Raw genomic sequence first — 21,675 nt, forward strand, 5'->3', positions numbered from 1 at the left:
GTCGAGATTGTGCTAAATGGCCGCGGAGCGCCCTCTGACCTGCACGTTTCCAATTGTTGCCGAGAGTGCTCAAACGACGGGAGCAAGCGCGCTGACACTGCGCGGAATGCTCAGGCATAAGACGGCCGCGAGCATGCAAAGCCCGGCGGCCGAGTAGAACGCGACGTCGTAGTTGCCCTGCAGGTCACGGAGTTTGCCGGCGCCCGCGGCGGCGATCGCCGCGCCGATCTGATGGGAGGCGAAGACCCAACCGAACACCACCGGGGAGCGTGAGCCGAAGTAGTTGCGGCACAGCACGATCGTTGGTGGGACGGTGGCGACCCAGTCCAGGCCGTAGAAGATCACGAACACCCATGTGCTGGGTTCTGCGTGGGGGGACAGCAGCGACGGCAGCAGCAGCAGTGAGACGCCGCGACCGGTGTAGTAGACGACGAGCAGCAGCCGCGGGTCGACGCGGTCGGTGAGCCAACCGGAGAACACCGTGCCCGCGACATCGAGCACGCCGATGGTGGCCAGCAGGCCGGCCGCCACCGTGGTGGGCATGCCGTGATCGTTGGCGGCCGGGATGAAGTGGGTGCCGATGAGTCCGTTGGTGGTCATGCCGCAGATCGCGAAACTGGCGGCGAGCAGCCAGAACACCCGCACCCTGGCGCCGATCAGCAGCCCGTCGAACGCCGCGCGGAAGCTGCTGGCCGGTACCGGCGCCGGTTCACTCGACTCCGTTGCGCCGTACGGCGACAGACCCTTGTCCTTTGGGTAGTTGCGCATGAACAACGCCACCGGCGGCACGACCGCCAGCGCCGCGCCCGCGACGATGAGTGAGGCCCACCGCCACCCGTGGTGGGTCGTGACCTCGGCCACGATCGGCAGAAAGACGAGCTGTCCCGTCGCGCTTGCCGCGGTGAGGATGCCGGTGACCAGACCCCGGCGGGCGTCGAACCACCGGGTGGCGATCGTCGCGACGAAGCCCATGGAGATCGCGCCGGTGCCGATGCCCACCAGCACGCCCCACAACAGGACCAGCTGCCAGCTCGCCGTCATCGCCACGCTGAGCGCCGCGCCGGACGCGATCATTGTCAGCGCGACGGTCAACACCGGGCGAACGCCGAATCGGTCCATCAGCGCCGCCGCGAACGGCGCCGTGAGGCCGAACAACATCATGTTGACCGACATCGCCAGCCCGACTGTGCCGTGCGACCAGCCGAACTCGTGATGCAGCGGGGTCATCATGACGCCGGGGACCGAGCGGAAGCCCGCAGCGCCCAGAAGCGCGACGAAGCTCACCGCCGCGATCACCCAGGCCCAGTGGATGCGCGGGCGGGTGCGGTTCTGGGTGGCGGTATCGGTCACCGGACCACTCTCGCGGTTGCGGAGGCCGAAGGCTACTGGCATGAATGACACGATTCGTCAAAAACGTGCCAGAATTGGTGCGTGCATCGTGTCGCCGTCCTTCTCTTGGCGCCGGTGGTCGGCTTCGACGCCACCATCGCGCCGACGCTGTTCGGAGCTGCCGCGGGCACCGGTGGAGACCGGCTCTACGACGTCGTGACCTGTGCGCCGACCCCCGGTCCGGTGGCCACGACGACGGGTCTGGCGCTACTGCCCGAGGCGGGGCCCGAGGCGCTGGCGACCGCCGACACCGTCGTCATCCCCGGTACCCGCGATCCGGCGGCCCGCGACGCCGGTGTGCTGTCACCGGCGGCGGAGGCGGCGTTCGCACGCATCCGTCCCGGCACCAGGATGGTGTCGATCTGTACCGGGGCCTTCGTGCTGGCCGCCGCCGGGCTGCTCACCGGGCGCCCGGCGACGACGCACTGGCGATTCGCCGACGACATGCGGCGACTGCATCCCGACGTCCTGCTCGACGAGAACGTCCTGTTCGTCGACGACGGCGATGTGCTCACCTCGGCGGGGCTGGCCGCGGGAATCGACTTGTGCCTGCACATCATTCGTTCCGATCACGGCGCCCAAGTAGCCAACGCCGTCGCGAGATACTGCGTGGTGCCGCCATGGCGGGAGGGCGGCCAGGCGCAATTCATCGACCGCCATGTGCCGGTCCCCGATCACGCCTCGACGGCGGCCACCCGCGAGTGGGCGATGCGCCATCTGGACGACGAGCTGACGGTGCGGGTGCTGGCCCGTCGGGCGAATATGAGTCCGCGGACCTTCAACCGCAGGTTCCGTGAGGAGACCGGGGAATCCCCGGGCGCGTGGGTGCGTAACCGTCGCATCGACCGGGCTCGCGAGCTGCTGGAGTCCCGCGATCTGGCCGTCGACGAGGTCGCGCGGCTGTCCGGATTGGGGTCGGGCGGCAATCTGCGCCATCACCTGCGCCGCGGGGTGGGGCTGTCGCCGACGAGCTACCGCAAGGTGTACCAAGGCGGCTGATGGCAAACACGGCTGCGGCCCCTTTCCCGGCGGGCGTGACCGAGCGCACCCGGGCCGCGCGCGTGACGCTGCGGTCACCGGATTGTGGTCGGTTTTGGCGGGTGTTGGTGTATTTCTGCCACTACGCATTCAATTGCTGCCACTGGAATTATCCGCCTGACCTGTGTGTTTATCAGTAAGTCACGTCAGCGCCAGATGCGTTGAGTTGACCACCGGGCCGCGGTGCGGTATGCGCCGGCCCCCCGACCGGATAGAGCCCGATCGAGCCCGCGTGAGTGCCGATGAGGAAGAACAGAGAAGAGACACCAAGATGAAGAAGTTCGGATTTGCCGCAGTCGCCGCCAGTGGTCTGGTCGCGGCGATCCTCGGACTTGCCGCACCCGCCAACGCCGACAACCATGTCACCCAACCGATCGTCCCCGCCGCGGACAACGCGCCGCGCGGCGTGGACAGCCCGCTGTGGTTCGATGTCATCCGCCCGGATGACACGTCATCGCTCGGTGCAAGCGGTCTGCGCGTAGGCCACTGATCCACTGCGACAACAAGATGGGCACCCCCGCAAGCGGCGGGGGTGCCCATCTGTTTGTCGGCTTGTCGAGTTGCGCCGAGTCCCGCCTCAGGGTCGTGCCAACCGCGGCGGGCACAACCCTGATGCAGATTTCGCCGTGGTGGGTCGACCCGGTCCTGGCGTCGGAGTGGACCGCTCAGCGCAACGGGTGCTCGATCTCATCGCGCGGCATGCGGGCCGCGGTCATGGCGATCGCGGCGAGCGCCACCGGCACCAGACCTGCTACCAGGAAGATGGTCTGCATCGAGACGACCTTCGACAGCGGCCCGGCGATCGCAAACGACAGCGGCATGAACGCCAGCGAAACGAAGAAGTCGAGACTCGACACCCTGCCGAGCATCTGCGTCGGCACCCGCCGCTGCAGCAGCGTCCCCCAGATCACCATCCCGGCGCCGTCGGTGACGCCGACGAGGAACGTGGCGGCGGCCATCAACGGGAACGACGACGTGAACCCGATGACGACCAGCGGGATCGACCCGACGCTCCACATCGCCATCATGACCGTGAGGTAGCGGCGGGGGAGCCGCGCCGACGAGACCGCCAGCGCGCCAAGCGCGCTGCCCATCCCGAAGAACGCCAGGATGAACCCGTACGACCGGGCACCGTCGTGGAATCGCTCCTGCGCGATGAACGGCAGCAGCACCTCGATCGGGCCGATGACCACCAGCACGAACATGCTCGCGAACAGCAGCGTCCACAGCAGCCATCGGGTGTGGAGCATGAACCGGAACCCGTCGCGCAGATCGGCGAGCACGTGCGGGCGCGGTCCGGTCGCCTGCCCCGGCGCGGCGCCGGCCGGACTGGTCGCAACCAGCAGTGCCAGTCCGATGCCGAACAGGACGGCCACCGCCGCCGCGCCCAGCGAGGGGAACGTCGCACCGACCAGCACGCCCGCGACCGCTGGGCCGACGGCCCGCTGGAACACGGGACGCAGCACCCCTTCGACTCCGTTGGCCGCCAGCAGCTGTTCTCCGGGCAGGATGCGGGGCAGGATCGCGCTGTAGGCGGGGAAGAAGAACGCCGCAGCGATGCCGAGCGCGCCCGCGGCGACCGCCATATGCCAGATCCGCAGCGTGCCGGTCATGCCGAGGACGCAGACGGCCGACACCGCGATCAGGTTTACCGCCTCGACGGCGATGATGATCTTGCGCTGGCTGATGCGATCCGCGGCGATCCCGCCGACGAGCACGAAGCAGACCAGTCCGGCGCCCAGGCAGGTCGCGACCAACGACAGCGACGTGGGGTCGTTGTCGAGTGCGATCACCTGGAGCGCCATCACCACGGCCCACATGCCCTCGGCGAAGATCGAGATCGAAACCGCGGCGATGAGCAGTCGGTACTCGCGGTAGCCAAAGGGGGCGAGTACACGCCAGCCACCCGTCGGCCGCACCGGCTGCTGGATGTCGTATTGCGTACTCACACAATCGATGGTGACGCAGAGTGCGTCGCACGGTCCACTGATTTTCGGCAGGCCCGCAGGGCGGCCGGATACGCTGGCGAGAACCCAGATGGTTGGACACGTGAACTATCTGAGCGGCGCGACGAAGCGGAGGTTGCAGACGCATGCCGGGACCGTTGCAGGGATTGCGAGTCATCGAACTGGCCGGCATCGGACCCGGCCCGCACGCCGCCATGATCCTCGGCGACCTCGGGGCTGACGTGGTGCGCATCGACCGGCCGCGCAAGACCGACGCATTGCCCATGCCCGGCCGCGACACCCTGTTGCGCAGCCGCCGCTCGGTTGCTGCCGACCTGAAAAGCGAAGACGGCCGAGAGCTGGTGATGCGGCTCATCGCCAAGGCCGACGTGCTGATCGAGGGGTTCCGCCCGGGTGTCACCGAACGGCTTGGGCTCGGTCCCGACGACTGTGCGACGGTCAACGACCGCCTGGTCTATGCGCGAATGACCGGCTGGGGGCAGACCGGGCCGCGCAGGCTGCAGGCCGGCCACGACATCAACTACATCTCCCTCAATGGTCTGCTGCATTCGATCGGCCGGTCCGGCGAACGCCCCGTCCCCCCGCTGAATCTCACCGGTGATTTCGGCGGCGGATCGATGTTCCTCATCGTGGGCATCCTCGCCGCTCTGTGGGAGCGGCAGACCTCCGGTAAGGGCCAGGTCATCGATGCCGCGATGGTCGACGGTGCCTCGGTGCTGATGCAGATGATCTGGTCGTTCCGCGGCAACGGCATGTGGTCCGACGAGCGCGGTACGAACATGCTCGACGGCGGCTCCCCCTACTACGACACCTATGCGTGCGCCGATGGCCGCTATGTCGCGGTCGGCGCCATCGAACCGCAGTTCTATACGCAGTTGCTGGCCGGGCTGGGCCTGGCCGGGGCCGATCTGCCCGGCCAGAACGACGTCGCCCGCTGGCCCGAGCTGCGGGCCCGGTTGACGGAGGCCTTCGGCGCCCACGACCGCGACCATTGGGCGAAGGTGTTCGCCGACACCGACGCGTGCGTTACGCCGGTGCTGGCCCCCGGCGAGGTCGATTCCGAGCCGCATGTGGCCGAGCGCCACACCTTCTACCGCGACGATGGCCGGCTGCAGGCCTCGCCGGCGCCACGGTTCTCCCGCAGCGTCCCCGACGCGCCGACCCCTCCCGGGGTGCCGGGCGCCGACACCGAGGCCGTGCTGCGCGACTGGCTGTAGTCCGGCCCTCATCGTGCGGAAATCCCGCTCCCCGCGAGACGAACACGAGACGAACAGGAGTCAGCGAGTGGAGATCAAAGACGCCGTTGCGGTGGTGACCGGTGGGGCCTCCGGCCTGGGACTGGCGACGGTGAAGCGCCTGCTCGACCGCGGCGCGTCGGTCGTGGTCATCGATCTGCGGGGTGAGGACGTGGTCAGGGGACTGGGCGAACGCGCCCGGTTCGTAAAGGCCCGGTTCGTAAAGGCCGACGTCACCGATCCCGACGAGGTTTCGGCGGCGCTGGATGTCGCCGAGGAGATGGGGCCGCTGCGTGTCAACGTCAACTGCGCCGGCATCGGCAACGCCATCAAGACGCTGAGCCGCAACGGCGCATTTCCCCTCGACGCGTTCACCTCGATCATCTCGGTGAATCTGATCGGCACCTTCAATGTGCTGCGCCTGGCCGCGGAGCGGATCGCCAGGACCGAACCCGTGGGGGAGGAGCGCGGCGTGATCATCAACACCGCGTCGGTGGCGGCGTTCGACGGCCAGATCGGTCAGGCTGCGTACTCGGCGTCCAAGGGCGGCGTGGTGGGGATGACGCTGCCGATCGCCCGCGATTTGGCGCGTGAGCTGATTCGCGTGGTGACCATAGCGCCCGGACTGTTCAAGACGCCGCTGTTGGGTTCGCTGCCCGAGGAGGCGCAGAAGTCACTGGGTCAGCAGGTGCCGCATCCGGCGCGGCTGGGGGATCCGGATGAATATGGTGCGCTTGCGGTGCACATCATCGAGAACCCGATGCTCAATGGCGAGGTGATCAGGCTGGACGGGGCGATCCGCATGGCGCCGCGGTAGTGCGGTAACGGAGTGGATCGACGAGGATCGACGAGGATTGACGAGGATTGACGAGGGCTGGCGGAATCAACGGCGGTCAGCGAGGCGCTACGGCGGCCGCTGCGGGCAAACTCGGCCCCGGCGTGCGGGCGCCGGGCCGGCGCCCGCATGTTCACACTGCCGTCGGCAGCAGACCCCACTCGTCGAACTGCTCGGAGGTGTCTCCCTCGACCAGGACATCGCCGTGGTAGAGCGCGTCGAAGTCAACCTTGATGACATCAGCGTTGGTGTCGTCGATCCACATGTGGTCGAGACTATGGGCCGCCTCTAAGGATTCTTTGAGTCGACTTTCGGAAAATGCTGGCAATACTACTTACGGGTAGGTTCCGGGGTTCCGTTCCACGCCTCCGCCGCGATCGATGCGGGCGCCGACGTCTGTGCTGAGCCGTTCGACGGGCACGCCCGCCTGCTGGCACACCTGCAGGACGTGGTCGGCGTGGTCGGCGGTGAAGACGCCGTAGAGGACTTCGTCGGCGGGCACAGCGAGCGTCACCAGCAGGCGCAGCGAACCATCCGGGCCGGATGCGGCACGAACGGCGGCGTCGAGGGCGGCAAAGAAGCCGTCGACAACCTGCTGGGTCAGGTCGGGGCGGTACCACTCGGCCAGATAACACGACATAACCGGTGTCATGGTGCGCATGAGCGCAAGGCTAGTTGCACCTCCGGCGCCCGGAATCGGGGGTTTCCCCAATTTCCTTAACTTCCCAGCCCGGGCGGCCGTTGCCCGACCCTTTCCCGGCGCGTTGAACCCCCGGCCGGCCGGGCACGTCATATCCGGCAGCGGGTCCGACGTGTGCTTGGCGGGACCTGACCGAACGGACCGGCAGGGGCCGGGCAAGAACAGGAAAGAACGACAGGAAAGAAAAGTGCTGCAACGTATCGCCCACCTGGCCATTGCGGCGCCGCGCCGGATGCTCGCCGTGGCGGGGCTGGTGATGGTGCTGGCCGGCATCTTCGGCATACCCGTCGCCGACAAGCTCTCGGCGGGCGGCTTCGCCGACCCGTCGTCGGAATCGACGCAGGCCGAGCACCTGCTCGCCGACAAGTTCCACGCGGGCGACATGGAACTGATCATCAGCGTGACGGCCGACCAGCCCGGCGCCGCCTCCGCGAGGACCGTGGGAACGGAGATCGCCGGCCAGTTGGCGGCCTCGCCCTACGTCGCGAACGTGACCTCGGCGTGGACCGCACCACCCGCGGCCGCGGCCACGCTGGTCAGCAAGGACGGCAGGACGGGGCTGATCGTCGCGGGTATCACAGGCGGTGAGACCGGCGCACAGAAACACGCCAAGGAGCTCGCCGACCGGCTGGTGCGTGACCGCGACGGCGTGACGGTGCGCGCGGGCGGTGAAGCGATGGCGTACGTCCAGCTGAACAGGCAGAGCGAAAAAGACCTGCTCAAAATGGAATCCATCGCGGTCCCGTTGAGCTTTGTGGTGCTGATCTGGGTGTTCGGCGGCCTGGTCGCCGCGGCGCTGCCGCTGGCGGTCGGCGGATTGGCGATTCTGGGGTCGATGGCGGTGCTGCGCGCCGTCACCCTGGTCACCGACGTGTCGATCTTCGCCATGAACCTGACCGTCGCGCTCGGACTGGCCCTGGCCATCGATTACACGCTGCTGATCGTCAGCCGCTTCCGTGAGGAGCTGGAGGCGGGCGCCGGGCGTGATGCCGCGCTGGTCCGAACCATGGCCACCGCGGGCCGCACGGTGCTCTTCTCGGCGGTGACCGTCGCGCTGTCGATGGTGGCCATGGTGCTGTTCCCGATGTACTTCCTGAAGTCGTTTGCCTACGCCGGCGTCGCCACCGTGGTGTTCGCCGCGGCCGCCGCGATCGTGGTGGCGCCGGCGGGGATCGCGCTGACGGGCGATCGGTTGGACGCACTGGACGTCCGCCGGTTCGCCCGGCGGCTTTTGGGCCGTCCCGACCCCCGGCGCCGACCCGTCGAGCGGTCGTTCTGGTATCGCTCGACGAAGTTCGTGATGCGGCGGTCCATCCCCATCAGCACCGCGGTGGTGGTTGTGCTCCTCCTGCTGGGGGCGCCTTTCCTCGGCATCAAGTGGGGCTTCCCCGATGACCGGGTGCTGCCGCCCTCGGCGTCGGCCCGCGACGTCGGCGATCAGCTGCGATCCGGCTTCGCCACCGACTCGACCGCCAACGTCACGGTCGTCGTCCCCGATACCGCCGGACTCGACGTCACCGACATCGACCGCTACGCCGCCCGGCTGTCGCAGGTCGACGACGTCGCGTCGGTGTCGGCGCCGGGGGGCTCCTTCGTCGACGGCGCCCTGGCGGGACCACCGTCGGCGTCGACCGGGATGGCGCAGGGCAGCGCGTATCTGACGGTCAGCACCGAGGCGCCACTGTTCAGCGACGCCTCCTCTCGCCAGCTGGACCGGCTGGATGCCGTGGCGACCCCCGGTGGCAAACCGGTCCAGCTTGCGGGGGTGGCACAGGCGACCCGGGACAGTGCCCACTCCATCACCTCCCGGCTGCCGCTGGTGCTCGGTGTCATCGCGGGGATCACCTTCGTGCTGCTGTTCCTGCTGACCGGCAGTGTGGTGTTGCCGCTGAAGGCGCTGGTGCTCAACGTGTTGTCGCTGTCGGCGGCGTTCGGTGCGCTGGTGTGGATCTTCCAGGACGGCCACCTGGGCGCACTGGGCACCACCCCCACCGGCACCCTGGTGTCCAATTTGCCGATCCTGTTGTTCTGCATCGCTTTCGGCCTGTCGATGGACTACGAGGTGTTTCTGGTATCGCGCATCCGGGAGTACTGGCTGGCATCGCCGCAGGGGCCTGGGGACAACGACGAAAGCGTGGCGCTGGGATTGGCGCGCACCGGCCGGGTGGTGACCGCCGCCGCGCTGCTGATGTCGATCTCGTTCGCCGCGTTGATCGCGGCTCAGGTGGCGTTGATGCGGATGTTCGGCCTGGGGCTGACGCTGGCCGTGCTCGCGGACGCGACCCTGATCAGGATGATGCTGGTACCCGCGTTCATGCACCTGATGGGCCGGTGGAACTGGTGGGCGCCTGGGCCGTTGGCCCGGCTGCAGGCACGGATCGGTATCAGTGAGACCGGCGGGGATCGAGCAGATCGAGCACCCGGCCGCGCCGCGCTGGCGCAGACCAGCGCTGAGGTGTAGACCGTGGAAGTGAACGGCACGGCTGAAGGGACTGCTCGATGAGCACGACGATCGACAATCCGGTGTTCGCCAGATTGTGGACCGTGATGTCGGGACACGAACCCGACGCGATCCGCAGGATGCGCATCGAGAATCTCCGCGGCCTCACGGGGCGCGTGCTGGAGATCGGGGCGGGTACCGGCACCAACTTCGCGTTCTATCCACTCGGTGTCAGCGAGGTCGTCGCCATCGAGCCCGAGCGCAGGCTGGCCGCGGTGGCAAGGGAAGCCGCGGTCACCGCGCCGGTTCCGGTGACCGTCACGGAGGAGGCCGTCGAGCAGTTTCACGCGGCCGAACCCTTCGACGCGGTCGTCTGCTCGCTGGTGCTGTGTTCGATCGAGGAGCCCGCCGGCGTTCTGCGGCAACTGTTTTCGTTGTTGAGGCCGGGTGGGGAGCTGCGGTATCTCGAGCACATCGCCGGTACCGGGCCGCGGGCGCAGCTGCAGCGGCTGGCTGACGCCACCGTGTGGCCGCGCCTGCTGGGCAACTGCCACACCCATCGGCACACCGAGGACACGATCGCAGGCGCGGGATTCCAGCTCGAGGACGCGCGCCGCGATTGGGCGATGCCGCGGTGGGCGCCGCTGCCCGTCGCCGAGATGGCCATCGGGCGCGCGGTACGGCCCGAGCGGGGCCAAACCTAGGCCAAACCTAGGCCAGCTGATCGCGTCCGAGCAGCTCGGGAAGGCGCTGCAGCAGACCCGGCATCGCGGTTGCAGCGGATTCCCGCAGTGACACCGTCGCGACGTCGGACAGCGGGGTGCGCTCCGGGTTGATCTCGATGACCGCGGTGCCCTTGGCCAGTGCCAGTTCGGGCAAGCCGGCCGCGGGGTAGACGATGGACGACGTGCCCACCACGACGAGCACGTCGGCGAAGGTGACCGCGGCCATTGAACGTTGCCATGCGGCGTCAGGAAGGGCTTCGCCGAACCACACCACATTGGGCCGGATCAGGCCGCTGCACGGGCAGTGCGGCGGATCCAGCGATTCAACCGGCTCGGGCATCGGGGGCAGGTCACCCTCGAACCTGGAGTGGCAAGCGTCACAACGGAACTCGAACAGGCTCCCGTGCAGGTGGTACACCCGTTTGCTGCCGGCCCGCTCATGGAGATTGTCGACGTTCTGGGTGATGACGTGCACGTCCGCGTAGTCCTCCCACTCCGCGACCGCCAGATGCGCATTGTTGGGCTGAACTGCGTCGATCATGTAGTGGCGCCACAGATACCACGCCCACACCCGGTCGGGATGGTCGAGCCAACCCTGTTCGCTGGAAATCTCGTACGGGTCGACCTTTGACCACAGCCCCGTCTCGACGTCGCGGAACGTGGGCACACCGCTTTCGGCGGAGATGCCGGCGCCGCTGAACACCGTTACTTGCACATGACCAAACTAGCGGTTTAGGCGATACTGGGCATGTGGCAAATCTGGGGGATTGGGTGCGAGTTGACGTTCGGGCGGCCAGGCCGCTGTTCGATCAGCTCAGGACGCAGATCATTGCGGGGGTGCGGGACGGCAGGCTGTCGCCGGGTACGCGGCTGCCCACGGTACGCGAACTCGCCGCCGAGCTGAATCTGGCAGTCAACACCGTCGCGCGTGCCTATCGTGAGTTGGAGTCGGCGGGGATTCTCGAAACCCGCGGACGGTTCGGCACTTTCGTCGCACGGGTGGATCCCTCCGACACCGCGATGGCCACCGCGGCGCACACTTTCGTGTCGGCGGCGCGCGCATTGGGCGTCGACAAGGACGACGCGCTGCGCTACGTGGCGTCGGCCTTCGGCTGAGGCGCATCGCCTTTCAGATCGTGGTCCGGTTGCCGCGCCAGCGCAGCGCCTCCAGGGCGACCGCGACCTCGACACTGGTCTGACCCAGAGGCCGCGGCAGCAACTCTTCCGCGCGGGCGATCCGGCGCAGCAGCGTGTTCCTGTGCAGGTACAACCGGGCCGCCGCGCGCGAGGCATTGCACTGCTCATTGATGAAAACCCTTATGGTCGACTGCAATTCAATGTCGACATGCTCGAAATCGCCGAGAACACGGCTGATGAACTCGTTCGCGCGCGCAGGGTCCTGGGTCAGCACCGCGACCAGGTGGACGTCGCTGAAGAACGCAACGCGCTGTTGGGATTCCAGCCGCGCGAGCATGCGCTGCGTGGTGATCGCGTCGAGATGGCTGCGGCGGAACCCCTCGACGCCGGCGGCGGTGGGCCCGACCGCGATGCGCACCCCGGGTATCGTGGCGATGGCCCGCCCGAGCGCCGCGGCGTCGACTCCGCCGGCCCCCGGTACCCAGACCCACCGGGACGCGGTGCTCGCCAGAATGCTCAGCGGCCGCGTCGCGCCCGCGCTCCGGCCGAAAACCTCCGCGGCGCGATCGACGTGGCCAAGATCACCCTCGGATGTGTCGCTCCACACAATGGCCGCCGTGTGGTGGCGGTTCAGCGCGTATCCCAGGCGGGCTTCGGCCCTCTCACGGCCGATCGGGGCCCCGTCGAGGATCAGCGTCACGGTCTCCCGGCGCTCGGCGTGGCTGCCGCGGGTGAGTTCGTCGCGTTCGAGTTCGATCTGCGCGGCGATCCCGGCAAGGGTCGCGTCGAGGAACGCGCTGACCGACCGTGAGCACACGTCGAGCATCTCCTGCAGCTCGGCCGGATCCGATGTCAGACCGAACGCGATCTCCATGAGCCTGCGCCAGGCGACGCCCTGGCCGACCCGATAGGCATCGAGGGAGGCGTTGTCCATACCCCGGCGCACGAGATCCCGTGCGATCCCCAGCGGCTCCGGCCCGAGGTTGGCAGGCACCGGTGCGCCGGGATCGACCATGTTGGCCGTGGCCCAGTGCACGATGTTGGCCCGGTTCGTCGCGCTGATGGCCGACGCGAGCACCGGGTCGTCGACGATCGCCCGATTGGAGCCGACCGTGGCACGGTCGAGTTCCTCCAGCCAATCCGCGGCCGCGGGATCGACGGCGATCTGTGCGCCCTGGCGAATGAGGTCCCGCACCCGCGCGGACGGCTGGCTCCACATGCCGGTCAGACTATGTCGACTGGTGCACTTTGCACCACATCGTCGCCATGATGGTGTTGATATGACCTTGGAACCGACCGGGTGTCCGGCCATCATCGATGCAACAGTTTTCCACCTGGTTTCCCGGATCCCGGCAAGGAGTCACAGTCATGGTTTCGAATTCACGGTCCGCCAGCGCCGTCGAACACGTCGACGTGCTGATCGTCGGGGCAGGCATCTCCGGCATCGGCGCCGCCTACTACCTGCAGAAGGAGCATCCGCAGCGGACCTTCACCATCCTCGAGGCTCGTGGCGCCACCGGCGGGACTTGGGACCTGTTCCGCTACCCGGGCATTCGTTCGGACTCCGACCTGCACACCTTCGGGTACGAGTTCAAGCCGTGGCGGGACGACCACGCCATCGCCTCGGCCGACAAGATCCTGTCCTACCTGCGTCAGACCGCCGCCGAGAACGGCATCGACGAGAAGATCCGCTTCCACCACCGGGTGCTCGGCGCCGCGTGGTCGACCGGTGACGCGCGCTGGCTGGTGGACGTGGAACGCGGCCAGGACGGGCAGGCGGAGCTGGTGCAGATCAGCGCCAACTGGATCTTCTGCGCAGGGGGCTATTACCGTTACGACGAGGGCTACACCCCGCACTTCGCGGGCCGGGAACGCTTCGCGGGCCGGGTCGTACATCCGCAGCACTGGCCGGAGGATCTCGACTACGCCGGGAAGACCGTGGTCGTCATCGGCAGCGGCGCGACCGCCGTCACGCTCGTTCCCGCCATGGCCGCCACGGCGGGCCATGTCGCGATGCTGCAGCGCTCGCCGACCTACATCATGTCGGTGCCGTCGAAGGACGCGATCGCCAACACCGCCAGGAAGCTGTTGGGTGACCAGCGAGGCTACGCCGTCGCGCGCCGGTTCAACATCGCCAGGCAGCGCGCCGTGTACGGGTTCAGCCAGCGCTTCCCGGGAACGGCCCGCCGGCTGATCCGCTATCTCAACGCCAAGCAGCTGCCCGCGGGCTATCCGGTCGACGAGCATTTCAACCCCGACTACAACCCGTGGGACCAGCGGCTGTGCGCCGTCCCGGACGGTGACCTGTTCAAGGCAATCCGCAACGGCAGCGCCTCGGTGGTGACCGACCGCATCGCCACCTTCACCGAGCGCGGCATCCTGCTGGAATCCGGGCGCGAGCTGCAGGCCGACATCATCGTCACCGCGACCGGGCTCAACGTCCAGGCGTTCGGCGGTATGACGCTGCGCGTCGACGGGGAGCCGGTGAACATCGCCGACACGGTCGCGTACAAGGGCATGATGCTGACCGGCGTGCCGAACTTCGCGTTCGCCATCGGCTATACCAACTCGTCGTGGACCCTGAAGGTCGGGCTGCTGTGCGAACACTTCTGCAGGCTGCTGACCCACATGGACGCCAACGGTCACACCGTCGCCCGACCCGAGCTGGCGGACCCGGCCATGCCGACGCGGCCGCTCCTCGACTTCGGTGCCGGCTACGTCAAGCGTGCGATCGACCAGCTGCCCAAGCAGGGCGCGGGGGAGCCTTGGCTGACCTCGATGAGCTACCACAGCGACGTCAAGCTGCTGCGCGACGACTCCGTGGTCGACCCCAACCTGCACCTTTCGGGGCCTGGCGTCACAGGTCGCAAACAGGGCGCCCGGATCGCGGTGCTGCAGGCATGACGGCGGACCGCTTCTGCGTGTTCCCGGACGGCAGCCGGGTGTGCTACCGCACCAGCGGCGACCCCGCCGGTACGCCGCTCCTGCTGATCGCGGGCCTGACGCTCGACCTGACCTCGTGGTCACCGGCGCTGCTGGCGGGCCTGGCAGATCGCGGGTTCCGCATCATCCGGTTCGACAACCGCGATGTCGGGCGGTCGACGTGGGCGACCAGCAAGCCGGCCGGCCGGCTGCGCCAACTCACCCGCAGGCCCCGCCGCGACGGTTACGACCTGGCCGATATGGCTACCGACGCGGTCGGCCTGCTCGACCACCTCGGCATCGACAGTGCCCATCTGGTCGGCATGTCGATGGGCGGGATGATCGCTCAGACGATCGCAGCACGCCATCCCCGCCGGGCGGCGACGCTGACGTCGATCTTCTCCACCACCGGCGCCCGCGACGTCGGACAGCCGGCGAGGTCGACGCTGGCGCTGCTCGCCAAACCCGCGCCGCGCACCAGGGCGAGATTCATCGCCCGCCACATGGAGCTGGCACGCCACATCGCCAGCCCGCATATGCCGCTGGACGAAGGGGCCGCGGCCGCCTACGCCGCCGGCGCATGGGAGCGCGGACCGGGCCCGGTCGCCGGTGCCGGAGTGGCGCGGCAGATCAACGCGATCATGAAGTCGGCGGACCGCACCGCCGAACTGCGCGCCGTCACGGCCCCGACGCTTGTCATCCACGGCGACCGCGACCTCATCGTGCACCCCAGCGGCGGTATCGCCACTGCCGCGGCCATCCCGGGGGCCCGCCACGTGACCATCGCGGGGATGGGCCACGACCTGGCGCCCGCCGTCACCGACCGGCTGGTGGCGCTGATCGGCGACCACGCCGGGGCCGTCGACGCGGACTCCGCCCCTGCGGTAGACACCCTGCTGTGAGGGGTTTCTCTACCGATACCCGAGCGAATCTCAACCGAACTCCAGCAGCGTCCACGTCGGGCGGATGCCGTTCAGTCCGGGCAGGTTTTCGATCGCCCAGGTCAGCGTGTTGAGCACCCGGCCGCGGGGGGTGGGCAGCGGCACCGGGCGGACCGCCCGGATCCCGGGCACGACGGTCGCCAGCCTCGCCGCGTCGGACGTCGACAAGGTGAACGGCATCGGCGGTATGCGGTAGCGCCGCGAGGTCCGGACTCCGCGTCGGGTCAGGGCCGCCAGCGACGGGGGCACCAGGTCGAACATCATCTGCCCGCCGGGAAATCGCCTGGCGCACTCGGTGATCAACCCCATCGCCTCGGTGGGCTGCAGGTACATGAGCAGACCCTCGGCGGTGATGAACACCCCGTCGGCGGTGTCGACGTGATCCATCCACGTGTAATCCAGCGCCGACTGGGCCAGCATCGTCACCCGTTCCGAGGGGGGCAGCAACTTGCTGCGCAGGGCGACGACCGGCGGCAGATCGACGGTGAGCCAACGGAACTCATGCCCCACTCGGCCGTCGTCGAGGCGGAAGAAACTGGTCTGCAGGCCCTCGGCCAGTGCCACCACCGTCGCCGCGGGATGGTCGGTCAGGTAGCGGCGGGTCTGGCCGTCGTAGGCGATGGCACGCAGCGCCATGTCCTGGCGGCGGTGGTGACCGAATTTGGCGAAGTCGAAGTCGATCGAATCGACGAGGCCGATCGCCATCGGATCCTCGAGGATGGCGTCGGATCTGCGCGCCTCGGTGGCCCGCACCAGCAGGGTCAGCAGCGCCGTCTCCGAAACACCGGTCAGCACGGTGGCATCCACCTTGTCGGCCGTCACCGCAGGAGCTTCTCGACGGTGCGCAGGTTGCGGGTGGTGGTCGAGGACTTGTAGCGTTTCTTGCCCATGGTCTTGCCGATCGTGCTGGTCAGCGTCGCAGACCTCGGGATCTGCCAGTAGATCACCCCGTCGCCGCGCTGGATCTTCTCGTCCTCACCTGCGTCGTCGGCCAGGGCCGCCAGCTCGTCGAGCACCGCCGCGTCGCTGACGAACGTCACGTAGGAGTGGTGGCCGTCGACCTCCCGGTCGAAGGGGTAGTCCGCGCTGATCGCCGCGACTGTGTCCAGGTCGTAGGCCAGCACCCAGGCGTCGTACCCGAACGCGTCGCGCAACGCCCGTTCTGCCTTGGTCTTGACCGCCCCGACGTTGGAACGGCTCTCGAGCAGGACGTTGCCGCTGGCCAGGATCGTGCGCACGGCGCCGAATCCGGCGCCCTCCAGGGCGGCGGCGACGTCGGCCATCTTCAGGTTCACCCCGCCGACGTTGACGCCCCTCAGCAGGACGGCGTAGCGGGTCACGAGCCGAACTCCAACACCGTGAAGCTGGGGCGGTTGCGGCGCAGCACACCCATGCGGTCCAGCGCCGGCCAGGCCGCCAGCCGGTAGAACCGGCGCCCGCGCGGAAGCGCGACATCCCGCGCGGCGCTGACCTGCGGGATGCTGCCCGCCAGCGCCAGCGCCTCGTCGGGTGTCATCGCGAACGGCATCGGCGGCAGGGTATAGCGGCGGGTGGGGCGTAACCCCTCGAGGGTCCGGCGACTGAGCCAGTGGGGGATCGAGTCGAACATCATCTGGCCGCCGGGGAACCGGGCCGCGCATTCTCCGATGAGACGCATCGCGTCGACGGGGTCGAGATACATCAGCAGTCCCTCAGCGGTGATGAACACCCCTTGCGCGGGGTCCACCGCGTCCATCCAGGTGAAATCGAGTGCGGACTGTGCCAGTGCGACGATCCGGTCGTCGCGCGGCAGCAGGCGTTCGCGAAGCGCCATGATCGGCGCCAGATCGATGGAGTACCACCGTGATTGGCCGATCACCCCGGCCCGGTCCAGCCGCCAGAAGCTGGTCTGCAGACCCTCGGCGAGCGCCACCACGGACGCCTGCGGGCGCTGCGCGAGGTAGCGGCGGGTGGCGGCGTCGAAGGCCAACGCGCGCAGCGCGTGCACCTGGTCGGGCCTGCCGAACCTGCGGTAGTCGTAGTCGATCGCGTCGAACAGGGTGATCGCCAGCGGATCGCGGATCACCCCGTCGGAACGCATCGCCTCGGTGGCGCGGTTGCGCAGCGTCCACAACGTCGTCGCGGAGACACCCTCGAGAACATTCCCGTCGATTCCGGACAGAGCTGCCACCACACCGAGTGTAGAAACGCCTGCCGGGATAGGCGGCGCTCACCCTCGCGGCCCACGTAGGCTCGGCGTATGGCCCGGCAGGTGTTCGACGACAAGTTGTTGGCGTTGATCAGTGGCAACTCGCTCGGGGTGCTCGCCACCATCAAGCGCGACGGCAGACCGCAGCTGTCGAACGTGGCGTATTTCTTCGATCCGCGCCAGGTCACGATCGAGGTGTCGATCACCGAGCCCCGGGCCAAGACGCGCAACCTGCGTCGCGACCCGCGCGCGTCCATCCACGTCAGCTCCGACGACGGGTGGGCCTACGCGGTCGCGGAGGGTGACGCCATCCTCACCCCGCCCGCCGCCTCACCGGATGACGACACCGTCGAGGCGCTGATTGCGCTCTACCGCAACATCGCCGGTGAGCACCCCGACTGGGATGACTACCGGCGCGCCATGGTCGATGACCGTCGGGTGGTGCTCACGCTGCCGATTTCGCATGTGTACGGCGTGCCGCCGGGCCGCCGATAAAGGTGGCGACACGGGGCTAGGCTTCGCTCATGGCTGATGAACCTGCGGGTGCAACCGACGTGACCGGCGGCGACGAGGGGGACGACACCAAGCGGAAGTTCCGCGAGGCGCTGGAGCGCAAGAACGCGAGTTCAGCGGGTGGATCCGACCACAAGGATGGCGGGCGCAAACAGCCGCGGGCGCATGGACCCGTCGAGAATCGCAGGGAGTTCCGGCGCAAGAGCGGGTAGGCGTGACACCGGATTAGGCGCGCCGCGCCGAGCAGAGGCACTCAAGTCCGGCTGGGCGCGGTCGCCGACTCGCGGCGCGCGATGCGGGCCTCCTCGACGAGGATCGCGACCAGACACACGATCGCCAGGACGGTGACCGCGGCGGAGAAGCTCACGCCCGCGGTGCGCAGTCCCCAGTGTTGGGCGGCCTCGCCGACTCCGACGACCGGCAGCGAGATGGCGACGTAGGCGATAACGAAATACGCCGAGCTCACCTCGGCGCGACGGCTCGGCGGCGTCCGCTCCGCCACGGCGGCCAGGCCCCTGCTGAAGCTGATGCCCTGGCCGATCCCGCAGACCACGGCCGCGACGATCATCCCCGTCAACGACGAAAAGTGCAGGGCCCCTGCGAGAATCACCGTGCCGACGGCCAGGATTGCGCAGCCGATCGCCACCGCCGATCCGGATGGCAGCCAGCCCGCGGCCATCTGCGCCAGAGCGGACGCGGCGAAGATCGAGCAGGATACAGCGCCGGCGACGGCGTGGTTGCCGACGCCGACGACGTCGGCCAGGAACGACGGCGCGACGGCGGTGAACAGCCCGGTGACGGCGAAACCGGCGAACGCGGCGAAGCCTGCGATCAGGAACACCGTCCGGACCTCGGCGGGGATGGACAGCCGTTGCACCCCGATCCGTCCGGCGCGCTGCGAGGTCTCCGGCGCGATCAGCACCGCGGCACCGGCCAGCACCGCCAGCGCAATGTGCACGAGGAACGTCAGATGCAACGGTTGCGGCGCGTACTGCACGAGGACACCCGCGAGCAGGGGCCCCGCGCCAAGGCCGCCGATGTTTGCGACGGTGGCCACCGCGGTCGCCCGTCCCCGCCAGCGCGGTGGGGCGGCCTCGATGACGGCGGCTGTCGCGGTGCCGGTGAACAGGCCGGCCGACAGCCCGGACAGCAGCCGTCCCGCCAGCAGCTGGGGCACCGAATCCGCGGACAGGAACACGACGGCGCTCGCCAGGGCCGCGGCGACGCCGACGAGCAGCACCGGACGCCGTCCCACCGCATCGGACCAGCGGCCGAACAGCAGCAGCGCAGCCAGCACCCCGCCGGCGTAGGTCGCGTAGATCACGGTGGTGGTCACCACCGCGAAGTGCATGCGTTCGCCGTACAACGCGTACATCGGCGTCGGCAATGTGGTGCCGAGCATGATCGTGGCGAAGGCAAAGGCCAGCAGCGGGAAAGCCACCCTCTGCCTGCGCGCCATCGTCAGCTGAGTCTGCAGCATGCGGATAACAACGTCGAAGCGGCGTGGCCCCATCCCCAGGTGGTCACAATCTCGCGGCCGGGCGGGGACGTGCATCCGTGCGAAGATCTGCGCGACATCGGGCGGCGCCGTTGATCGGGTCAGCTTGCTGACCACCACCATCGTCGCGAAGGCGAGCGGAACGCTGATGGCGGCCGGATAGCCCGTCATGATTCCCGGCCAGCCGCCGAGCACGTGGTCGTCGACGACACCCGCGATGGCCAGCGTGACCGCGGTGCCCGACACCATCCCCCCGACGACCAGCCCGCAGGCCGCGCCGATCGCGGTCAGCCCGCGCCACCAGATGCCCAGCACCAGTAGCGGGCACAGCGTGGAGGCGGCGACCGCGAACGCCAGCCCGACGCTGCGGGACAGTTCGAGCCCCGAGGTGATCAGCGAGAGGGGAAGCGGAATGAGGCCGCCGATGACGGCGGCGATCCGGAAGTCGCGGATGCGGCTGTGTAGCACGTCGGTGGCCACCGCGCCGGCGATGCTGACCAGCAGGCCCGAGGACGTCGCGAGGAACGCCGCTATGGCGCCTGCGGCCACCAGCGCCGCCAGGACCTCCCCGAACGCGCCTCCGATGGCGGCTCCGGGCGCCAGCAGGACGGCGGCGTCGGCCGCGCCGGTGATCAGCAGTTGCGGCACGTAGAGCCGGGCGAACGCGCCGAGCATGATCGGGAACATGTAGAACAGCGACACCAGGGCGATCACCGCCGACGCGGTGCGGCGGGCGGCCCGGCCGTCGGGATTGGTGTAGAAGCGGACCAGCACGTGGGGCAGCCCCATGGTGCCGAGGAAGGTCGCCACGATGATCGACACCACCTGGTAGAGGGGATGGGCACCGCCCAGGCCCCCGCCCGAGGCGATCCAGTCGGATCCCGCACTCGGGGCGCCCGCCACGACCGGGGTGGCGGCGCCCGCCGCGAGCGTGAGCGTCGTTCCTTCGCCAAGGGTGTGCTCGCCGGGGCTGCCGATGTGCACGTTCTCGACAGGGACGCCGTCGACGGTTCCGGTGACGGTGATGCCCGCGGGCACCGCGACGTGCACGACGACGTCGGTGTCGATGGCAACGGTGGTCTGCGCCTGCACCGTCGGGGGCAGCGGCCCGCCCAGCTCGCCGCGGTCGGACACGAACAGGCCGAGCAGCGCGAGTGCGGGGATGGCGATCGCGGTGAGCTTGAGCCAGTACTGGAAGGCCTGGACGAAGGTGATCGAGCGCATGCCACCGGCGACCACGTTGGTGATGACGATCGCGCCGACCACCAGCGGTCCGATCCACACCGGCATACCGAGCAGGATGTTCAGCGTCAGCCCGGCACCCTGGTACTGCGGTACCAGATAGAACACGCAGATCACGACGACGACGAGCATGGCGATCTTGCGCAGCCACACCGAGCCGAGGCGGAACTCGGCGAAGTCGGGGACCGTGTAGGCGCCCGACCGGCGTAGCGGTGCCGCGACGAACAGCAGCAGTCCGAGATAGCCCGCGGTCCAGCCGACCGGGTACCACAGCGCGTCGGCGCCGTACTTCGCAATCAGCCCGGCGACGCCGAGAAACGAAGCGGCCGAAAGGTATTCACCGGATATCGCGGCGGCGTTCCACTGCGGTCCGACGCCGCGGGACGCGACGAGGAAGTCGGAGGTGGTGCGCGAGAACCGCACCCCGTAGGCGCCGATGGCCACGGTCGCCACCGCTGCGGCGAGCAGCGCCGCGGCCGTCAGCGGCTGGCCGGTCACATGCGGTCCGCCCGCGCTGTGCGGTGCGCCGTCACGGCTCGCCGTCGACCACGCGAACGAAATCCCGCTCACCCTGCTCGGCCAGCCGGATGTACAGCCGCCCGACCCCGTAGAGCATCGGATAGGCCAGCACGGCCAGGATGAGCCAATTGACGCGCATGCCGGCAATGGTGAGCGCGCCCAGTTGGGGGAACAATCCGTTGATCAGCGGTAGCGCCGCAGCGGTGCCGATCACGACAGCGGTCAGGCGCAGGGCAAGGCCGAGCTGCGCCCGCACCAGGCCGCGCACCAGCGCGTCGCCGACCTGCGTCTGTTCCTGCACCTCGGCCCGGGTGCGGACCACGCGCGAGCCCCGTCGGTGCGCGAGCACCACCCGTTGTCGCTGTGGCCGCTCACCGCTAGTCATC

Annotated in this window: 22 protein-coding genes and 1 pseudogene; 11 read left to right on the forward strand and 12 right to left on the reverse strand. The window is 68.9% G+C overall.

All coding sequences use genetic code 11. The annotated features are described in order from the left end of the window. Positions 1–69: 69 nt before the first annotated feature. A complete protein-coding gene (locus tag ADBZ6K_RS11440; RefSeq protein ID WP_526346599.1) occupies positions 70–1,350 on the reverse strand; it encodes an MFS transporter in 1,281 nt (426 codons plus the stop codon). An 81-nt stretch (positions 1,351–1,431) separates the two neighbouring features. On the opposite strand from ADBZ6K_RS11440, the gene ADBZ6K_RS11445 reads away from it, so the two are divergent. Next, positions 1,432–2,388 carry a GlxA family transcriptional regulator gene (locus tag ADBZ6K_RS11445; protein WP_526346601.1) on the forward strand — a complete coding sequence of 319 codons (957 nt, stop codon included), beginning with the start codon at positions 1,432–1,434 and terminating at the stop codon, positions 2,386–2,388. A 271-nt stretch (positions 2,389–2,659) separates the two neighbouring features. Continuing rightward, complete coding sequence (locus ADBZ6K_RS11450; RefSeq protein ID WP_526346603.1) at positions 2,660–2,917, forward strand: hypothetical protein; 258 nt, start codon at positions 2,660–2,662, stop codon at positions 2,915–2,917. 175 nt (positions 2,918–3,092) lie between these two features. On the opposite strand, the gene tet(V) is transcribed toward ADBZ6K_RS11450, so the two are convergent. Next, complete coding sequence (gene tet(V) / locus ADBZ6K_RS11455) at positions 3,093–4,346, reverse strand: tetracycline efflux MFS transporter Tet(V) (RefSeq protein ID WP_526346815.1); 1,254 nt, start codon at positions 4,344–4,346, stop codon at positions 3,093–3,095. Between the two features lie 173 nt (positions 4,347–4,519). Here tet(V) and ADBZ6K_RS11460 point away from each other — a divergent pair, with 173 nt between their 5' ends. Both ADBZ6K_RS11460 and ADBZ6K_RS11465 read left to right on the forward strand, forming a co-directional pair. Then, entirely contained in the window at positions 4,520–5,611 is a 1,092-nt protein-coding gene (locus ADBZ6K_RS11460) for a CaiB/BaiF CoA transferase family protein (RefSeq protein WP_526346605.1), read from the forward strand. Positions 5,612–5,678: 67 nt separating this feature from the next. After that, positions 5,679–6,446 (forward strand): 3-hydroxyacyl-CoA dehydrogenase, encoded by a 768-nt coding sequence (locus tag ADBZ6K_RS11465; RefSeq protein WP_526346607.1) that lies wholly within the window; start codon positions 5,679–5,681, stop codon positions 6,444–6,446. A 151-nt stretch (positions 6,447–6,597) separates the two neighbouring features. Here the strand turns inward: ADBZ6K_RS11465 and ADBZ6K_RS11470 are convergent, their stop codons facing one another. After that, a complete protein-coding gene (locus ADBZ6K_RS11470; protein WP_526346609.1) occupies positions 6,598–6,729 on the reverse strand; it encodes a hypothetical protein in 132 nt (43 codons plus the stop codon). Positions 6,730–6,798: 69 nt separating this feature from the next. Next, positions 6,799–7,125 (reverse strand): hypothetical protein, encoded by a 327-nt coding sequence (locus ADBZ6K_RS11475; protein ID WP_526346611.1) that lies wholly within the window; start codon positions 7,123–7,125, stop codon positions 6,799–6,801. A 226-nt stretch (positions 7,126–7,351) separates the two neighbouring features. Here ADBZ6K_RS11475 and ADBZ6K_RS11480 point away from each other — a divergent pair, with 226 nt between their 5' ends. Together ADBZ6K_RS11480 and ADBZ6K_RS11485 are read left to right on the forward strand one after the other, a co-directional pair. After that, the gene (locus ADBZ6K_RS11480; RefSeq protein WP_526346613.1) at positions 7,352–9,625 is read left to right on the forward strand and encodes an MMPL family transporter; all 2,274 of its coding nucleotides are present in this window, start codon (positions 7,352–7,354) and stop codon (positions 9,623–9,625) included. Positions 9,626–9,663: 38 nt separating this feature from the next. Further along, positions 9,664–10,308 (forward strand): class I SAM-dependent methyltransferase, encoded by a 645-nt coding sequence (locus tag ADBZ6K_RS11485; protein ID WP_526346615.1) that lies wholly within the window; start codon positions 9,664–9,666, stop codon positions 10,306–10,308. Positions 10,309–10,315: 7 nt separating this feature from the next. Here the strand turns inward: ADBZ6K_RS11485 and ADBZ6K_RS11490 are convergent, their stop codons facing one another. Next, positions 10,316–11,044 carry an SIR2 family NAD-dependent protein deacylase gene (locus ADBZ6K_RS11490; protein WP_526346617.1) on the reverse strand — a complete coding sequence of 243 codons (729 nt, stop codon included), beginning with the start codon at positions 11,042–11,044 and terminating at the stop codon, positions 10,316–10,318. A gap of 35 nt (positions 11,045–11,079) precedes the next feature. Here ADBZ6K_RS11490 and ADBZ6K_RS11495 point away from each other — a divergent pair, with 35 nt between their 5' ends. After that, a complete protein-coding gene (locus ADBZ6K_RS11495) occupies positions 11,080–11,445 on the forward strand; it encodes an Rv1152 family transcriptional regulator (protein ID WP_526346619.1) in 366 nt (121 codons plus the stop codon). A gap of 13 nt (positions 11,446–11,458) precedes the next feature. Here the strand turns inward: ADBZ6K_RS11495 and ADBZ6K_RS11500 are convergent, their stop codons facing one another. Beyond that, complete coding sequence (locus ADBZ6K_RS11500; protein WP_526346621.1) at positions 11,459–12,685, reverse strand: Rv1453 family transcriptional regulator; 1,227 nt, start codon at positions 12,683–12,685, stop codon at positions 11,459–11,461. 149 nt (positions 12,686–12,834) lie between these two features. Here ADBZ6K_RS11500 and ADBZ6K_RS11505 point away from each other — a divergent pair, with 149 nt between their 5' ends. Beyond that, a complete protein-coding gene (locus tag ADBZ6K_RS11505) occupies positions 12,835–14,370 on the forward strand; it encodes a flavin-containing monooxygenase (RefSeq protein WP_526346623.1) in 1,536 nt (511 codons plus the stop codon). Beyond that, the gene (locus tag ADBZ6K_RS11510) at positions 14,367–15,290 is read left to right on the forward strand and encodes an alpha/beta fold hydrolase (RefSeq protein WP_526346625.1); all 924 of its coding nucleotides are present in this window, start codon (positions 14,367–14,369) and stop codon (positions 15,288–15,290) included. Before ADBZ6K_RS11505 ends, ADBZ6K_RS11510 begins: the two co-directional genes overlap by 4 nt. A gap of 30 nt (positions 15,291–15,320) precedes the next feature. On the opposite strand, the gene ADBZ6K_RS11515 is transcribed toward ADBZ6K_RS11510, so the two are convergent. From ADBZ6K_RS11515 to ADBZ6K_RS11525, 3 genes are read right to left on the reverse strand one after another with little or no spacing between them, the layout of a single operon-like run. Then, positions 15,321–16,151, reverse strand: coding sequence for a class I SAM-dependent methyltransferase (locus ADBZ6K_RS11515; protein ID WP_526346627.1), 831 nt, complete (start codon positions 16,149–16,151; stop codon positions 15,321–15,323). Next, the gene (locus ADBZ6K_RS11520; RefSeq protein WP_526346629.1) at positions 16,148–16,669 is read right to left on the reverse strand and encodes a DUF1697 domain-containing protein; all 522 of its coding nucleotides are present in this window, start codon (positions 16,667–16,669) and stop codon (positions 16,148–16,150) included. Before ADBZ6K_RS11520 ends, ADBZ6K_RS11515 begins: the two co-directional genes overlap by 4 nt. Then, positions 16,666–17,490, reverse strand: coding sequence for a class I SAM-dependent methyltransferase (locus tag ADBZ6K_RS11525; protein ID WP_526346817.1), 825 nt, complete (start codon positions 17,488–17,490; stop codon positions 16,666–16,668). Before ADBZ6K_RS11525 ends, ADBZ6K_RS11520 begins: the two co-directional genes overlap by 4 nt. A gap of 78 nt (positions 17,491–17,568) precedes the next feature. Between ADBZ6K_RS11525 and ADBZ6K_RS11530 the strand changes: the two genes are divergently transcribed. Continuing rightward, positions 17,569–18,012, forward strand: a complete 444-nt coding sequence (locus ADBZ6K_RS11530; protein WP_526346631.1) for a PPOX class F420-dependent oxidoreductase — start codon at positions 17,569–17,571, stop codon at positions 18,010–18,012. Between the two features lie 29 nt (positions 18,013–18,041). Next, complete coding sequence (locus ADBZ6K_RS11535) at positions 18,042–18,242, forward strand: DUF5302 family protein (RefSeq protein ID WP_526346633.1); 201 nt, start codon at positions 18,042–18,044, stop codon at positions 18,240–18,242. Positions 18,243–18,283: 41 nt separating this feature from the next. On the opposite strand, the gene ADBZ6K_RS11540 is transcribed toward ADBZ6K_RS11535, so the two are convergent. The 3 genes and pseudogenes from ADBZ6K_RS11540 to ADBZ6K_RS11550 all read right to left on the reverse strand — a co-directional run bounded on the left by ADBZ6K_RS11540 (position 18,284) and on the right by ADBZ6K_RS11550 (position 21,674). After that, positions 18,284–19,543 carry an MFS transporter gene (locus tag ADBZ6K_RS11540; protein ID WP_526346819.1) on the reverse strand — a complete coding sequence of 420 codons (1,260 nt, stop codon included), beginning with the start codon at positions 19,541–19,543 and terminating at the stop codon, positions 18,284–18,286. Beyond that, positions 19,529–21,268, reverse strand: a pseudogene (locus tag ADBZ6K_RS11545) (sodium/solute symporter); the annotation flags it as partial. The pseudogene ADBZ6K_RS11545 and the gene ADBZ6K_RS11540, both read right to left, overlap by 15 nt. A 31-nt stretch (positions 21,269–21,299) precedes the next feature. Then, complete coding sequence (locus tag ADBZ6K_RS11550; protein WP_526346635.1) at positions 21,300–21,674, reverse strand: hypothetical protein; 375 nt, start codon at positions 21,672–21,674, stop codon at positions 21,300–21,302. Position 21,675 lies beyond the last annotated feature (1 nt).

Origin of the sequence: Mycobacterium sp. (assembly GCF_044223235.1) — a bacterium.
Classification (GTDB): Bacteria; Actinomycetota; Actinomycetes; order Mycobacteriales; family Mycobacteriaceae; genus Mycobacterium.

What these genes read in the sequence shown, in the direction of transcription:
- ADBZ6K_RS11535 (WP_526346633.1), top strand. Translation starts at nt 18,042, where the DNA reads ATGGCTGATGAACCTGCGGGTGCAACCGACGTGACCGGCGGCGACGAG.
- ADBZ6K_RS11460 (WP_526346605.1), top strand. Translation starts at nt 4,520, where the DNA reads ATGCCGGGACCGTTGCAGGGATTGCGAGTCATCGAACTGGCCGGCATC.
- ADBZ6K_RS11485 (WP_526346615.1), top strand. Translation starts at nt 9,664, where the DNA reads ATGAGCACGACGATCGACAATCCGGTGTTCGCCAGATTGTGGACCGTG.
- ADBZ6K_RS11540 (WP_526346819.1), bottom strand. Translation starts at nt 19,543, where the DNA reads ATGGGGCCACGCCGCTTCGACGTTGTTATCCGCATGCTGCAGACTCAG.
- ADBZ6K_RS11470 (WP_526346609.1), bottom strand. Translation starts at nt 6,729, where the DNA reads ATGTGGATCGACGACACCAACGCTGATGTCATCAAGGTTGACTTCGAC.
- ADBZ6K_RS11510 (WP_526346625.1), top strand. Translation starts at nt 14,367, where the DNA reads ATGACGGCGGACCGCTTCTGCGTGTTCCCGGACGGCAGCCGGGTGTGC.
- ADBZ6K_RS11505 (WP_526346623.1), top strand. Translation starts at nt 12,835, where the DNA reads ATGGTTTCGAATTCACGGTCCGCCAGCGCCGTCGAACACGTCGACGTG.
- ADBZ6K_RS11550 (WP_526346635.1), bottom strand. Translation starts at nt 21,674, where the DNA reads ATGACTAGCGGTGAGCGGCCACAGCGACAACGGGTGGTGCTCGCGCAC.
- ADBZ6K_RS11530 (WP_526346631.1), top strand. Translation starts at nt 17,569, where the DNA reads ATGGCCCGGCAGGTGTTCGACGACAAGTTGTTGGCGTTGATCAGTGGC.
- ADBZ6K_RS11475 (WP_526346611.1), bottom strand. Translation starts at nt 7,125, where the DNA reads ATGCGCACCATGACACCGGTTATGTCGTGTTATCTGGCCGAGTGGTAC.
- ADBZ6K_RS11500 (WP_526346621.1), bottom strand. Translation starts at nt 12,685, where the DNA reads ATGTGGAGCCAGCCGTCCGCGCGGGTGCGGGACCTCATTCGCCAGGGC.